The sequence below is a fragment of the Streptomyces cirratus genome, from assembly GCF_014650775.1.
Taxonomy (GTDB): Bacteria; Actinomycetota; Actinomycetes; order Streptomycetales; family Streptomycetaceae; genus Streptomyces; species Streptomyces cirratus.
In genome coordinates this window covers 304212-317691 of the sequence record NZ_BMVP01000007.1, presented here as the reverse complement: position 1 = coordinate 317691, position 13480 = coordinate 304212, and the positions used below count along the sequence as shown (strand labels likewise).

The following is a 13480-nucleotide window of genomic DNA, read 5'->3' as shown; positions in this document are numbered from 1 at the left end:
GGAAAGCATTACCAACCAGCACAACAAGCAACCCGGCGAACCTTCCCGGTCACAGCACTAGCTCCTTCGCTCGGCGCTCAGTTCGGCCCGGACCGCTCCGCGGGGTCCGGGCCGTCCGGCTGTCCCACGAGCAGGTTCCAGCGCCCGGAGCGTCCCGTGAGCGCGGTGACGGTCCGCGGCCGTACGTCGAGCCGCCAGAAGGCCGCCGCCGGCAGTTCCAGGGCGTACACCACGGCCGCCCGTACGACGGCCTGTTCCACCACGGCGTGGTGCGCGCCGGGGGCCAGGCCCGCGAGGTGGGCGCCCGTACGTGCGATCAGGGCCGCCACCGATTCCCCGCCGCCCGGGGGCGCACAGGCGGAGTCGGTGAGCCACTGCCGGACCGCCTGCGGGTCCTCGGCGGCGACCTCGTCCAGGGTCCGGCCCGCCCACTGCCCCATGTCGGGGCCGCGCAGGCCTTCGTGGCCCGGGCAGGGCCGCCCGTACCCGAACCGCCCCTGGCGGGCGTCCTGATCGAGCGGTGGCGTCACCAGACGCAGACGTACAGCAGGCATGGGAAGAGGGTAGGGCGCGCGCCCGGGGCGTGAGACGGCGCCCACACGCCGTGGTGTTCAAGCCAGGCGCGCGGTACGGTCGCGGACGACATGACGAAGGTATGACGGAAGTACCGGTGAGATTCCGGCACGGTCGCGCCACTGTGAAACCTCCCGCACGAGTACGGGGAGGGAAGTCAGACCCGCCACCTTCGTCAAAGAGCACCACTGACCGGGACGCGTGTTCCCCCTGGAGGTTCTGCCATGGCCCACTCCGCCGTGCCCACGACGGCTCCCGCCGCCGTCGCCCCGATTTCCCTCTCCGCCCTGGCCCCTTGGGCCGTCTTCGCGGGCATCGTGACCCTCTTCCTGCTCTACCTCGTCGGCGCCGAGCAGGGCGCGACCGCGCTCTTCGAGGGCAACACCGTCCACGAGTGGATGCACGACGGCCGTCACCTCCTCGGCTTCCCCTGCCACTGATCCGGAGTCCACATGAACTCCGTATCCCCCCGCGTTCTCCTCGTCCGGGGCATGCTGGCGGGCCTGCTGGCCGGTCTGGCCGCCTTCCTCGTCGCCTATGTCCTGGGCGAGTCCAAGGTGGACGCGGCCATCGCCCTCGAAGAGGCGGCTTCGGCCGGTCACGACCACGGTGACGAGGTCGCCGCCCCGGTCAGCCGGGCCCTACAGGCCACGGCGGGACTCGGCACCGGCACCCTGCTCTACGGCGTCGCACTCGGCGGCATCGCCGCCCTCGTCTTCTGCTACGCCCTGGGCCGCATCGGCCGCTTCGGCCCCCGGGCCACCGCGGCGTTCGTGGCCGGGGGCCTGTTCGTCACCGTCAACCTGGTGCCGTTCTTCAAGTACCCCTCCAACCCCCCGGCCGTCGGCGACCCGGAGACGGTGGTCCACCGCACCACCCTCTTCGTGCTGATGATCGCCTTGAGCGTGCTCCTCGCGTCGGGTGCGCTGATCCTCGGGCGGCGGCTCGCTCCGCGCATGGGCAACTGGAACGCCTCGGTGGTCGCCGGGCTCGCGTTCGTCGTGGCGATCGCCGTCGCGTACGCCTTCCTGCCCGGCGTCAACGAGGTACCGGCGGACTTCCCGGCCACGCTGATCTGGCAGTTCCGGCTCGCGTCACTCACCATCCAAATGGCCCTGTGGGCGACTTTCGGCCTGTCCTTCGGATATCTAGCCGAACGCGCCCTTGTGCCCGCCACCGTCCCCAAGGAGGCTGTGCAGCCGACAAGTTGACAGGGAAGGGGCCGGTGGCACATGCAGACGGCGATCTGGGAATGGCGTGGCTGGACGGGTGCTGCCCCGTTCTGGCTGAGTTCCGTCCTGCTGCTCCTGGCCCCCTTCACCGCCGTCACCCTGCTGGCCCAGACCGGCGTCATCGTGGCCCTGGCCGGCCTCGGCGGTCTGGCCCGGCAGCTGTGGTTCGGTGACTACGGGCACCCGGCGATCCATGTCGCCGCCGCGCTGATGGGCGCCACGGCGGCGGCACTGGTGGTGGTCTGACCGGCGGTGAACGCGCCCCCCTCCTCCTCACCCGTACGGGCGCACCGGGGGCGTTGGCCGGAAAACGGCGGCTTCACCCTCTTCCAGCTGCGAAGACGCGCCCGGGGTGTTACGACACACCGGTGACATGCCGGCGGTGTCCGGCGCCTCCCGATGTGCCCGGGGGCCCGGAGCGGTCCACTGCTGACAGGATCCGGCCGCCCGAGCCGGACCAGGAGGGAATGCCATGGCCCGCGCCCAGTGGGCCGTCGGTGCGCTGACGGTCACTCTGCTCGGCACCGGCGTAGCGATGTTGCACAGCACCCAGGGTGCCGACCCCGAGCCCGTCGCCGCGAGCGACGCACTGCCTTCGCGGGCGCTGGGGCTGACCGGTCACCGGCGTCTGGTGCGGGAGCTGGAGCACGGCGGGGAGTACTCCGGTCAGGCCGGTCCGCACGCTCCCGGCAACGGCTCCAGGCCGGCCCGGGGTTCTTCCGCCACCGTCCAGCCGATGCGGACGGCGCGGCCCGTGCGCCTGCGGATCCCGGGCCTGGAGGTGGACCTCCACGTCTCCTCCCGGAATCCGGAAGGCCGGGTCCGCTGGGACTCGGACAGCCCGGCGCCGGGATCGGCCGGTACCGCCGTCGTCACCGGCAAGGAGCTGCGGCTGGCCGGTCTGCGGCGCGGGCGCGTCATCGAGATCGCCCGCGCGGATCACCGCACCGCCGTGTTCACGGTGGACCGGGTCGTACCGGTGGAATCCGGCGGGGGTGCGGTGCCTCAGCGCAGGCAGCGGACGGAGCGGACCGGACGGCCGGAGCGGGCGGGACTGAGACTCGTCGGCGCGGACGCCGTCGTCATGGCCCGGCTGACGGGACGCCACCACACCCGCTGAACCGCGCGGCGGCCGCGTGTCAGCCGAGGGGGGTGTCTTCGTCCCTCCAACGGGCGTTTCTCGCCCGGCGGCGGCACGGACTCCGGCGCGCCGGGGCACACAGCTGGGCATGAACGGTGCGCGGTGCGCGCGGACGATGCCGGCGAAGGCCCTGACGGTGGCCTGCGTCCTGCTGCTGTGCGTGTTCGGCGCCGGCCCGGCGGCGGCCACGGCCGCCGAGTCCCGTCCTGCCACCACCGCCCCGGCGGAGCCCTCCGACGGCTCGTCGGACCCGGCTCCGGACGTCGAGGCACGTCCGGCACTGCGGACCTTCACACGAGACACGCCGGAGGTACGGCGGCCGCCGGTGGCGGTGTTCCATGTGAAACGTGACGCCCACCCGATCCATACCGCCCCGGACGGGGCGGTAGCGGCGGGGTCGTCGCGGCAGGCGGTACGGAGTGTGGTCCTGCGCTGCTGAGCGGGCCGGGCGGTTCGGTCCCGCGAGGTCGTCCACGCGGGGGCCGGTCCGCCTCCGGCAGCGCGTTTCGACCACACTCCTGCGACACCGTGAGGTTCCGCCATGCCCATCGACCCGTACGCGGCTCTCAACGCCATGCTCCGCGCCGAAGTCGCCCGCTCCACCCCGGCTCCCGCCCGCCGCCCCGAACCCGAGGACACCGGCCACCGGGAAAACCCGCCCGGGCGCCCGGCCGAGGCGGCGCCGGCGGAGTGAGCTGACGGCGGCGCCGGTCCCCCGTGGGACCGGCGCCGCCCGGTGGATGGCGCGTCCGGGTCAGTCTTCGATCGAGTGGTAGCGGTAGAACGCGGCGAGCGTGGTGGCCACACCCACGGCAAGGCCGATCCCCGCCGAGCGGAGCACGGATTCATTGGTCTGGCTGTACAGGTAGCCCAAGGCGATGCCCGCGAAGGCGCCCCAGGCAGCCGCGTGCAGTTCGCGCACGAGCCGGGAGCCGAACTGGGCGAGGGCGAACACGCAGGCGGCGCAGACGACGCCGCACAGGATCCCGTAGAAGACGTTGCCGGCGTCGACCGGGCCCATCTGGCGATTGATGAAGGCCGCCCAGACCCCGTAGACGAGGCCCGTCAGCAGGGGGATCGTCAGTGCGCTCTTGCTGACGTGCCGGATGTCCGCCCCTGTCATCCGATGGGGCTGCCGGGGAGCGGTGGGTGCCGCGTGTGCCATGGCGGGCTCCTCTCTGTCCACCCTCCAGGGCACACCCGCCACCCCGGGGCGGCAAGTGGATCAATCCCGCCACCCGGGCGACGCGCCGCGTCGGGGGTCACCCGTACGCAGCAACCAAGCTGGCCCGGCGGGGTACCGAGGGCGTTCCCTGGGGACGTGCGCACCTCGTTGTCGGCGGTACTGATCGTGCTCGTGGCCCTCCTGGTGCCCGCGAGCGCCGTCGCGTACTGGGCCGACCGGGAACTGGGTGACGCCGACCGCTACACCGCCGCGATGTCCCCGCTGGCCCGTGATCCGGCCGTGCAGAACGTGGTGGTCACCCAGGGCGCCCGCGCCCTGGCCGGTCAGATCGACGCCGGGCCGTTCCAGGGCAGTGTCGACACCCTGCTCGGCGAGGCCCTGCGGTCCTTCGTCGGGACACCGGCGTACCGGACGGCCTGGGACGCCGCCAACCGCGCCGCGCACGCCGCGTTCTTCCGGGCGCTGACGACCGGGCACGGAGACGCCGTGACCATCGACCTGGCGCCCGTCCTCGCCCAAGTCAAAGCGGAACTCACAGGGGACGGGATCCCGTTCGCGGACCGCATCCCCGTCACCCACCTGTCCGTGAAGGTCATGGAGTACGACGATCTCGGCGCGCTCCGGGAAGGATTCCGCATGCTCCAGATCGCCGGCGTATGGCTTCCCCTGCTGACCGTCGTGCTCGCCCTGGCGGCGGTGGCCGTCGCCGTGCGGCGCCGGCGCGCGGTGCTGGCAACCGGTATCGGGCTGGCCGTCGGGGCGGTGCTGCTGTGGATCGCCGTGGAGGTCTGCCGCAGCCTGACCCTGGACGATCTGCCGCCCGACGTCGACCGCCCGGCCGCCGGGGCGGTGTACGACGCGCTCACCTCGTTCCTGCGCACCACCGCATGGCTGGTGCTGGCCATCGGGCTCGCCGCCGCGCTGGCCGCCTGGTTGACCGGGCGACTGCGCCGCACCCCATAAGCTCGGAACGTACGCAACGGGCTCAGAACTCCACAGAACCCCGTAGAACCCTCCACAGCTCAGCAGAACCGATTCGCGAGCGGCGCCACGGAAGCGGAATGACCAGCGAACGACGCACCGAGCACATACCGCCCGGGCAGCCACGGGCCCGGCCCGCCTCCCGGCAGCTCCCCCTGACCCCGCCCGCCTGGCTGCTCAGCGGGCTGCGGCCGAGCCGGACCCCCGTGCCCTGGGCGGCCGTCGTGCGGGCCGGGATCGCGATGGCGGCCCCGCTCGCCGTCGGCTTCGCCCTGGACGAGCCCGAATACGGAGCGCTCGTTTCGATGGGCGCCCTGTCCGGGGTGATCGGCGACACCGCCGACGCCTACCGGATGCGGATCCTGAACATCGCCGTTCCCCAGCTGTTCGGCGCCGTCGGAGTCGCGCTCGGGACGCTCGTCTTCGGGCACGGCTGGCTCGCGGTGGGCGCCCTCACCCTGATCGCCCTCGTCTCCGGGATGATCTCCTCCATCGGCACCGTCGCGTCCGTGTCCGGACTGCTGCTCCTGCTCAACGCTGCGGTGGGGGCCGGGCTGCCGCTCCCCAAGCCGTGGTGGATCGCGCCGCTGCTGCTGAGCGCCGGCGGACTGTTCGTACTGGCGCTGACCCTGCTGGGCTGGCCGCTGCGCGGGCGGCAACCCGAACGGGCCGCCGTCGCGGGCTGCTACCGCTCCCTCGCCGCCGCCCTCGAAGCCGCGGGCGGGCCCGGGTACGAGGAACGGCGCCTGGAGGTCACCCAGTCCCTGAACCAGGCCTATGACCTCATCCTGGGCCGTCGCGCCCGGGTCCACGGGCGCAACCCGGCCCTCGTGCGGCTCCTGGCCCAGCTGAACGTGCTGATCCCGCTCGTGGACGCGGCGCCCGCCGCGCACTTGAGCAGCCGCCCGCTGCCGCCCGAGGTCCCGGCGGCCGTCCGGGCGCTGGCCAGCGCCGTGGAGGAAGGCCGCACCGGGGAGCCCGTCCTGGAGCTTCCGGCGCCGCACGGGCCGTCCCAGCGAGCCATCGACACGGCCCTGCGGCACGCGGCGTCCATCGTGTACCGGGCGGACGCGGACCCGTACAACGCCGACGACCGGCTCGGCCGGCCCGCCGCACTGCGCGAGCGGGCCCGGCGGGCGGTGCGCGAGATGGTGCTGTCAGGGGCTTCCTGGCGGTACGGGCTGCGGCTCGCCCTGTGCATCGGACTGGCGCAGGCGTTGGTCTCCCTGGTGCCGGTCGAGCGTTCCTACTGGGTGGCCCTGACGGTCACCTTCGTCCTCAAGCCCGACTTCGGCTCGGTGTTCTCCCGGGCGGTGCTGCGGGCGCTGGGCACGGCGGGCGGGCTGGTCCTGGCCGCCGCCGTGCTCTCCGAGGTACCGCGGGGGTGGTGGGACGTGCCGGTCATGGCGGTACTCGCCGCGCTGATCCCGGCGTTCACCGCCAAGGGGTACGCCTTCCAGACCGCCGCGATCACCCCGGTGATCCTGCTGCTGTCGGACCAGCTCAACCACCAGGGCTTCGACCTGATCTGGCCCCGGCTCCTGGACAGTCTGATCGGCTGCGCCATCACCCTGGTCGCGGGGTACCTGCTGTGGCCCGAGAGCTGGCACACCCGGCTCGGGGACCGGCTGGCCGACGCCGTCGAGGACTCGGCCCGGTACGTGGAGCGGGCGTTCGGCGCCGCCGACGCGACCGATGCCGATGAGGCGGCGGCGCGTACCGCCCGGCTCCATGCCCGGCGGCGGATCTACCGTGAGCTGACGGGCGTACGGAGCGAGTTCCAGCGGGCGTTGACCGAGCCGCCGCCCACGGGGGCACGGGCCGCCGCGTGGTGGCCCCTGGTCGTGGCCGTCGAGCGGATCGTGGACGCCACGACGGCCGCGCGGGTGCGGGTGAACCACGGGGCCGAGTCGCCCGCTCCCGAGGAAGTGGCGGCCATTACCGCCGAACTCCGGGGCCTGGCGGAAGGCGTCCGCACCAGCAGGACCCCGGCGGAGGTCCGCGTCGGTCCGCGCCCGCCGGGCGCGGAGGAGTCCGTCCTGGCCCCGCTCCACCAGGAGATCGTCGCCGCCCGCGCGATCGCCACGGAACACTGACGCCGCTGCCGGGAGAGGCGGTTGTTTCACGTGAAACCGCCTGCGGGGTCGCACGGATGCCATGGCGCGGAGATGAACGCTGCGTGAATCGGACCGGGGGAAGAGGGAGTTCCCGCAGGCCGCCGGAGTGCGCAGGTGACAGGAACGCCACGATTGGCGCCCCTGCCGTCGTTCCAGCCAAGGGGCCGATAACCTTACGTGTCCACTCTGGGTAGGGATCTACCGCGCAGCACGGACAAATGACGCACGCACACATGCGAAAGGCCTGGCCCATGGGTATTCGGAGCTTGTTGCGCAAGGTGTTCGGACGGTCTGCCGAACCCGTTCCGGATTCGTCGGACGCCCCGTCGGCGGCCGTGCCGAGCCAGACCGAACGCACGCCGCTGGACGTGGCGGCGGACCTGGTGGCGGCGTCCTTCGACAACCCGACGGTCCCGCCGCAGTCCGCGCCGCGCGACCGGGAGCCGGGCACCGTGCTGACGGCGCCGACCCAGACAACGGACCCGACGGTCCCGGAGGCGCGTCGGCCGTCGCCCGCGACCACCTCGGAAGGCCCGACCGGCGGCTCGCCCGCGCCGGTTCCGCAGCCGGGGCGGCCGGAGCCGAAGGCCGAGCCGTTGGCGGAAGCGGAGCCGGAGGCAGCCCCCGGCGCCGCCGAACCGGCCGCCGAAGCGGAACCCACCCCGACCCCCCAACCGGAACCGGCCGCCGCCACCGAGCCGGAGCCCGAGCCGGTCGCCGCAGCCGCGCCCGAGCCCGAGGCGAAGCCCGTCGCGGCCCCGGAGCCGGCCGCCGTGGTGGCAGCCGACACCGCACCGGAGCCCGAGGCGGAAGCCACCCCCGAACCGGCCGTCGTCGTCGAGCCGGAGCCGGAGCCCGTCGCAGCAGCCACCCCCGAGGCCGCGCCCGAGCCGGAGCCCGTCGCAGCCGCGGAGCCGGTGGCCGCAGCCGTGCCCGAGCCCGTCGCGGCCCCCGAGCCGGAGCCCGAGGTCGCGCCCGAGCCCGTCGCCGCAGCCACCCCCGAGGCCGCGCCCGTCGCCGTGCCCGAGCCCGTCGCGACCCCGGAGCCTGTGGCCGAGGCCGAGCCCGTCGCGACCACGGAGCCTGTGGCCGAGGCCGAGCCGGAGCCCGTCGCGGCCCCCGAGCCGGTCGCCGCGGCGGATGCCGACACCGCACCGGAGCCCGAGGCGGAGCCGCAGGCCGCCGCTCCCGAGGACGGCCCCGCCGTACCGCTCGCCGCCGTGAAGCGGCAGGCGCCCGAGGTGGCCGCCGCCTACAAGGCAGCCGGCCAGGTGCTGCGCGGCAAGGGCCGGACCGGGTCGCGCGCGAAGGTCTACCTCGTCCTGGACCGCTCCGGCTCCATGCGCGGCTTCTACAAGGACGGCAGCGCCCAGTACCTCGCCGACCACGCCCTCGCCCTCGCCGCGCACCTCGACGCGGACGCGACCGTGCACACCGTGTTCTTCTCCACGGAGGTGGACGGCACCGCCGACCTCACCCTGGACGCCCACGACGCCGCCTGGGTCGAGTCCCGCCACGCCGAACTGGGCCGCATGGGCCGCACCAGCTACCACGTGGCCGTCGAGGCGGTCATCGAGCGGTACCAGAAGGACGGCGGCGACCACCGCGCGCTCGTGGTGTTCCAGACCGACGGGGCCCCCGACAACCGTCAGCCCGCCAAGCAGGCCATCGCCGACGCGGCCGGCCTCGATATCCACTGGCAGTTCGTCGCCTTCGGCGACCACGACTCCAAGGCCTTCGACTTCCTGCGCAAGCTGGACGCTCCGAACGCCGGCTTCTTCCACGCCGGGCCCGCCCCGTCCGAGCTGACCTCGGCGGCCCTCCTCAAGGGCGTTCTCGACGGCTTCGACGACCGCCCCTGACCGACCCCGCGCGCAACGCGAAGGGCCCGGGATCCAAGATCCCGGGCCCTTCGGCACATCCGTGGCTACCGCCGCGCGGCCTACTGGTGCGGCTTGACCGACTTCTCGACCGGCTCGCCGGTCTTGGTCTCCACCGGCTTGCGCAGCGCGATGTTCAGCTCGCGCAGGCGGGACTCCTCCAGCACCGTCGGCGCGCCCATCATCAGGTCCTGCGCGTTGCCGTTCAGCGGGAACGCGATCGTCTCGCGGATGTTCGGCTCGTCGGCCAGCAGCATCACGATGCGGTCGACGCCGGGGGCGATGCCACCGTGCGGCGGGGCGCCGAGGCGGAACGCGCGCAGCATGCCGGCGAACTCCCGCTCGACGGTCTCGGCGTCGTAACCGGCGATCTCGAAGGCCTTGAGCATGACCTCGGGCTCGTGGTTGCGGATGGCGCCGGAGGACAGCTCGATGCCGTTGCAGACGATGTCGTACTGCCAGGCCAGGATGTCGAGCGGGTCCTTCTCCTCCAGGTCCTTCATGCCGCCCTGCGGCATGGAGAAGGGGTTGTGCGAGAAGTCGATCTTGCCGGTCTCCTCGTCCTTCTCGTACATCGGGAAGTCGACGATCCAGCAGAAGCGGAAGACGTTCTCCTCGAACTGGCCCGCGCGCTTGGCGGCCTCGACCCGGACCGGGCCCATGATCTTGGAGACCTCGTCGAACTCGCCCGCGCCGAAGAACACGGCGTGCCCGGCGGCCAGGCCGAGACGCTCGGTGAGGACCTTGACGTTCTCCTCGGTGAGGAACTTGGCGATGGGACCCGTCAGGGCGCCGTCCTCGCCCACCCGCACCCAGGCCAGGCCCTTGGCGCCCAGCGAGATCGCGTACTCGCCCAGGCCGTCGAAGAACTTGCGCGGCTGCCCGGCGGTGTCCGGGACGGCCAGCGCACGCACGTGCTTGCCGGCGAACGCCTTGAACTCCGAGCCCTCGAAGACGTCGGAGATGTCGACGAGCTCCAGCTTGGCGCGCAGGTCGGGCTTGTCGTTGCCGTACTTGAGCATCGACTCGCGGAACGGGATCCGCGGGAACGGCGAGGTGACCGGGCGGCCGCCGCCGAACTCGGTGAAGAGCTCGGTCATCAGCTTCTCGATGGGCTGGAAGACGTCCTCCTGCTCCACGAAGGACATCTCGACGTCGAGCTGGTAGAACTCGCCCGGCGAACGGTCGGCGCGGGCGTCCTCGTCGCGGAAGCAGGGCGCGATCTGGAAGTAGCGGTCGAAGCCGGAGATCATCAGCAGCTGCTTGAACTGCTGCGGCGCCTGCGGGAGGGCGTAGAACTTGCCCGGGTTCAGGCGGGAGGGGACGACGAAGTCACGCGCGCCCTCGGGGGAGGTGGCGGTGAGGATCGGGGTCGCCATCTCGTTGAAGCCGAGGGCCACCATCTTGGAGCGGATGGAGGCGATGACGGCCGAGCGCAGCATGATGTTGCGGTGCATGCGCTCGCGGCGCAGGTCGAGGAAGCGGTACTCCAGGCGCCGCTCCTCGTTCACACCGTCGTCGGTGTTGATGGTGAAGGGCAGCGGGCCGGCCGCGCCGAGCACCTCGACCTCGGAGACCTCGATCTCGATCTCGCCGGTGGGCAGCTCCGGGTTGACGTTGTCCGCGCCGCGGGAGACGACCTTGCCGTCGATCCGGACGACGGTCTCCTTGCTGACGCTGCTCAGCGCCTCGTTCGCGGCGGTGCCGGGACGGGCGACGAGCTGCGTGATGCCGTAGTGATCGCGCAGATCGATGAAGAGGATGCCGCCCAGGTCTCGACGGTTGTGCACCCAGCCGCTCAGCCGGACGTCAGCGTTGACGTCGGAGGCACGAAGCTCGCCGCACGTGTGGGACCTGTACCGATGCATCAGTCATCCAGTTCTTCGCGATACCAGGGTGGATTCAACCCTCACAAGGTTACCGTCCGGGACGGGTACCGCGCTGGCGCGGCCGGGCGGGGCCGGGTACGGGCGGCGGGAAGGCCCTGAACAGGCAGCCCGGGCAGGTCACCTGTAAAGATGACCAGGTGCGCACCGAGGACGTCCTGGCCGCGATCGCGACCGGCCTGTGGCGATGGGACAACGCCTCCGGGATGGTCACTCTCGACAGCGAGGCCGCCCGGCTGCTCGGGCTGCCCGCCGAGCCCGTCGTCCTGCCCGAGGTGGCCGTGCGGTCGCGGTTCCACCCGGTGGACTGGAACGAGATCAAGGCCATCGTGGACCTGGCGGTCGCCGAGGGCACCCTCGCCGAGGCCCGGCTGCGGATCGTCGACGCGGACGGGCGCGTGCTGCGCACCGTACGCAGCCGCTCCAAGCCGGTACCGGCGGCCACCGCGCACGGCCGGATCGACTACGAGCTGATCGGCACGGTCCAGGAGATCGCCGAGCCGCAGCCCGGCACGACGGCCGCGCACACGCCGATCACCGGTGACTGGCGGCGTTCCCGGGAGGCGTTCTTGCTGGACGCGGGCCGGGCGCTGGCCGAGGCCCGGTCGACGGCGGAGGTGCTGCGGGTCGCCGCCTCCCTGTCGATGCCCGGGTTCAGCCCGGACGGGCTGGCCGTCTTCGGCGTGGACGGCGACCGGCTGTCGGTCATCGGCCACCACGGGCACGGCCCCGGGGACGAGTCCCCGTTCACGGAGATGCGGCTGGACACGGCCTACCCCGCGGCGGAGGTGGTCCGCACGGGCCGGGCGGTCTACCTGCCGACCTCCGAGGAGTACAAGCGGCGTTTTCCGGTCACCTGGCCGCTGGCCGAGCCCTTCGGCCGGTCCTCGTGGGCCTTCGTCCCGCTGATCGTGGCCGGGCGGACCATGGGGGCGTGGATGGCGGCCTTCAAGCACCCGGTGTCCTTCTCGCCGGACGAGCGGTCCGTGCTGACCACGGTGGCGCGGATGCTGGCCCAGGCCCTCCAGCGGGCCGGGGTGACGGAGTCCGAGCGGGAACTCACCACCGGCCTCCAGCGCTCGATGATGCCGCAGCTGGGCCCCGAGATCCCCGGCATGCGGATCGCCGCCCGGTACGTCCCGACCGGCGGCGGGCTCCAGGTTGGCGGCGACTGGTACGACATGATCCCGCTGCCCTCCGGCCGCTTCGCGCTGGTCATCGGCGACGTCCAGGGCCACGACGTGCGCGCGGCGGGCCTGATGGGACAACTGCGCATCGCGGTCCGCGCCTACGCCTCCGAGGGCCACCGCCCGGACGCGGTGCTCTCGCGGGCCTCCCGCTTCCTCGCCGGACTGTGCTCCTCGCAGGAGAAGGACGGCCCGCGCGGGTACGCCGACGGCTACGACGGCACGTACGACGGTGCGTACGACGGCGGCTACGGCGGCCCGTACGGCGGCGGCGGACACGACGGCCGGTACGCCGACGGGTACGCCGGCGCCGGGCCCGACCCGGACTACACCAGCCCGCGCTTCGCCACCTGCCTCTACATGGAGTGCGACCCGCAGACCGGCCTGCTGGAGGTGGCCCGCGCCGGCCACCCCGACCCGGTGGTCCGGATGACCGACGGCACGGTCCTGATGCGGCCGACGGCTGGCGGACTCCCGCTCGGGATCGTTCCCGACACCGACTACCCCACCACCCGCTTCACCCTCGAACCGGGCGAGACGCTGATGCTGTGCACCGACGGGCTCATCGAGACCGGCGGCCACGACCTGGACACGGGCTGGGCGCGGCTGCGGGCCGTCCTCGAAGGCGAGGACCCGGACGCCGGCCGGCCGGAGGCCGGGGAACCTGACGCCGGACACCTCGAAAAGCTCGCCGACCTGCTGGTCCAGGCAGTCCACGGCCCGTCCTCGCACCACACCACCGGCCCGCTGGCCGACCGGCGCGAGGACGACATAGCCGTGGTCCTGCTGTGCCGCGAGGGCGCGGGCTGCGGCTGCGGCACCTCGGCCTCCCCCCGCACCCGCCCGGCCCGGCGCACCATGCTGACCGTGGCCCAGGCCGAGCCGGAGCGGATCTCGGGGGCGCGGCGGCAGATCCGCGAGCTGCTGCACGACTGGGCGGACCCCGACCAGGTCGACTCGGCGGAGCTGATGGTCTCCGAGATGGTGACCAACGTACTGACGCACACCGACGGCGACGCGCTGCTGGTCGCGGAGGCCGTGGGCGAGCTGGGTTCGCGGCGGCTGCGCGTGGAGGTCGCGGACTCCAGCGACGAGCTCCCGCACAAACGGCACCCGGGCGAGATGGCGTCCAGCGGCCGCGGGGTGCTGCTGATGGAGATGCTGGCCGACGCGTGGGGCGTCGACCCCCGCGGCGAGGGCAAGTCGATCTGGTTCGAGCTGCACGAGCAGGCGAAGGCCGAAGACTCCGACTCCTGACGCCCGGGATGTCCCGAAAGCGGCGGGTGCGCGTGGTTGG

At 73.0% G+C, this 13480-nt stretch carries 13 protein-coding genes; 10 read left to right on the top strand and 3 right to left on the bottom strand.

Annotation, left to right across the window (positions count from 1 at the left end; translation table 11 throughout):
* Positions 1-77: 77 nt before the first annotated feature.
* Positions 78-554: a histidine phosphatase family protein gene (locus IE207_RS20360; RefSeq protein ID WP_190185674.1), complete on the bottom strand. Its 477-nt coding sequence runs from the start codon at positions 552-554 to the stop codon at positions 78-80.
* Positions 555-797: 243 nt separating this feature from the next.
* Here IE207_RS20360 and IE207_RS20355 point away from each other — a divergent pair, with 243 nt between their 5' ends.
* The 6 genes from IE207_RS20355 to IE207_RS20330 all read left to right on the top strand — a co-directional run bounded on the left by IE207_RS20355 (position 798) and on the right by IE207_RS20330 (position 3640).
* Positions 798-1013: a CbtB domain-containing protein gene (locus IE207_RS20355; RefSeq protein WP_190185673.1), complete on the top strand. Its 216-nt coding sequence runs from the start codon at positions 798-800 to the stop codon at positions 1011-1013.
* A gap of 12 nt (positions 1014-1025) precedes the next feature.
* On the top strand, positions 1026-1784 hold the full coding sequence (locus tag IE207_RS20350; protein ID WP_190185672.1) for a CbtA family protein: 759 nt from the start codon (positions 1026-1028) through the stop codon (positions 1782-1784).
* Positions 1785-1805: 21 nt separating this feature from the next.
* Positions 1806-2051, top strand: a complete 246-nt coding sequence (locus IE207_RS20345) for a hypothetical protein (protein ID WP_190185671.1) — start codon at positions 1806-1808, stop codon at positions 2049-2051.
* 226 nt (positions 2052-2277) lie between these two features.
* Complete coding sequence (locus IE207_RS20340; RefSeq protein ID WP_190185670.1) at positions 2278-2925, top strand: class F sortase; 648 nt, start codon at positions 2278-2280, stop codon at positions 2923-2925.
* A gap of 109 nt (positions 2926-3034) precedes the next feature.
* The gene (locus IE207_RS20335) at positions 3035-3385 is read left to right on the top strand and encodes a hypothetical protein (protein WP_190185669.1); all 351 of its coding nucleotides are present in this window, start codon (positions 3035-3037) and stop codon (positions 3383-3385) included.
* Positions 3386-3487: 102 nt separating this feature from the next.
* A complete protein-coding gene (locus IE207_RS20330) occupies positions 3488-3640 on the top strand; it encodes a hypothetical protein (RefSeq protein ID WP_190185668.1) in 153 nt (50 codons plus the stop codon).
* A gap of 60 nt (positions 3641-3700) precedes the next feature.
* Here IE207_RS20330 and IE207_RS20325 read toward each other — a convergent pair whose 3' ends face one another.
* The gene (locus IE207_RS20325; protein ID WP_190185667.1) at positions 3701-4111 is read right to left on the bottom strand and encodes a hypothetical protein; all 411 of its coding nucleotides are present in this window, start codon (positions 4109-4111) and stop codon (positions 3701-3703) included.
* A 156-nt stretch (positions 4112-4267) separates the two neighbouring features.
* Between IE207_RS20325 and IE207_RS20320 the strand changes: the two genes are divergently transcribed.
* The 3 genes from IE207_RS20320 to IE207_RS20310 all read left to right on the top strand — a co-directional run bounded on the left by IE207_RS20320 (position 4268) and on the right by IE207_RS20310 (position 9092).
* Positions 4268-5095 carry a hypothetical protein gene (locus tag IE207_RS20320; RefSeq protein WP_190185666.1) on the top strand — a complete coding sequence of 276 codons (828 nt, stop codon included), beginning with the start codon at positions 4268-4270 and terminating at the stop codon, positions 5093-5095.
* Between the two features lie 98 nt (positions 5096-5193).
* The gene (locus IE207_RS20315) at positions 5194-7209 is read left to right on the top strand and encodes an FUSC family protein (RefSeq protein WP_190185665.1); all 2016 of its coding nucleotides are present in this window, start codon (positions 5194-5196) and stop codon (positions 7207-7209) included.
* A 272-nt stretch (positions 7210-7481) separates the two neighbouring features.
* Positions 7482-9092 carry a VWA domain-containing protein gene (locus tag IE207_RS20310; protein ID WP_190185664.1) on the top strand — a complete coding sequence of 537 codons (1611 nt, stop codon included), beginning with the start codon at positions 7482-7484 and terminating at the stop codon, positions 9090-9092.
* An 80-nt stretch (positions 9093-9172) separates the two neighbouring features.
* Here the strand turns inward: IE207_RS20310 and aspS are convergent, their stop codons facing one another.
* Entirely contained in the window at positions 9173-10978 is a 1806-nt protein-coding gene (gene aspS / locus IE207_RS20305; RefSeq protein WP_190185663.1) for an aspartate--tRNA ligase, read from the bottom strand.
* 158 nt (positions 10979-11136) lie between these two features.
* Between aspS and IE207_RS20300 the strand changes: the two genes are divergently transcribed.
* On the top strand, positions 11137-13440 hold the full coding sequence (locus tag IE207_RS20300) for a SpoIIE family protein phosphatase (protein ID WP_190185662.1): 2304 nt from the start codon (positions 11137-11139) through the stop codon (positions 13438-13440).
* Positions 13441-13480: the final 40 nt, after the last annotated feature.

Excerpts from the sequence above, each read along its gene's own strand:
- IE207_RS20360 (WP_190185674.1), bottom strand. The coding sequence starts at position 554 with ATGCCTGCTGTACGTCTGCGTCTGGTGACGCCACCGCTCGATCAGGAC.
- IE207_RS20355 (WP_190185673.1), top strand. The coding sequence starts at position 798 with ATGGCCCACTCCGCCGTGCCCACGACGGCTCCCGCCGCCGTCGCCCCG.
- IE207_RS20350 (WP_190185672.1), top strand. The coding sequence starts at position 1,026 with ATGAACTCCGTATCCCCCCGCGTTCTCCTCGTCCGGGGCATGCTGGCG.
- IE207_RS20345 (WP_190185671.1), top strand. The coding sequence starts at position 1,806 with ATGCAGACGGCGATCTGGGAATGGCGTGGCTGGACGGGTGCTGCCCCG.
- IE207_RS20340 (WP_190185670.1), top strand. The coding sequence starts at position 2,278 with ATGGCCCGCGCCCAGTGGGCCGTCGGTGCGCTGACGGTCACTCTGCTC.
- IE207_RS20335 (WP_190185669.1), top strand. The coding sequence starts at position 3,035 with ATGAACGGTGCGCGGTGCGCGCGGACGATGCCGGCGAAGGCCCTGACG.
- IE207_RS20330 (WP_190185668.1), top strand. The coding sequence starts at position 3,488 with ATGCCCATCGACCCGTACGCGGCTCTCAACGCCATGCTCCGCGCCGAA.
- IE207_RS20325 (WP_190185667.1), bottom strand. The coding sequence starts at position 4,111 with ATGGCACACGCGGCACCCACCGCTCCCCGGCAGCCCCATCGGATGACA.
- IE207_RS20315 (WP_190185665.1), top strand. The coding sequence starts at position 5,194 with ATGACCAGCGAACGACGCACCGAGCACATACCGCCCGGGCAGCCACGG.
- IE207_RS20310 (WP_190185664.1), top strand. The coding sequence starts at position 7,482 with ATGGGTATTCGGAGCTTGTTGCGCAAGGTGTTCGGACGGTCTGCCGAA.
- aspS (WP_190185663.1), bottom strand. The coding sequence starts at position 10,978 with ATGCATCGGTACAGGTCCCACACGTGCGGCGAGCTTCGTGCCTCCGAC.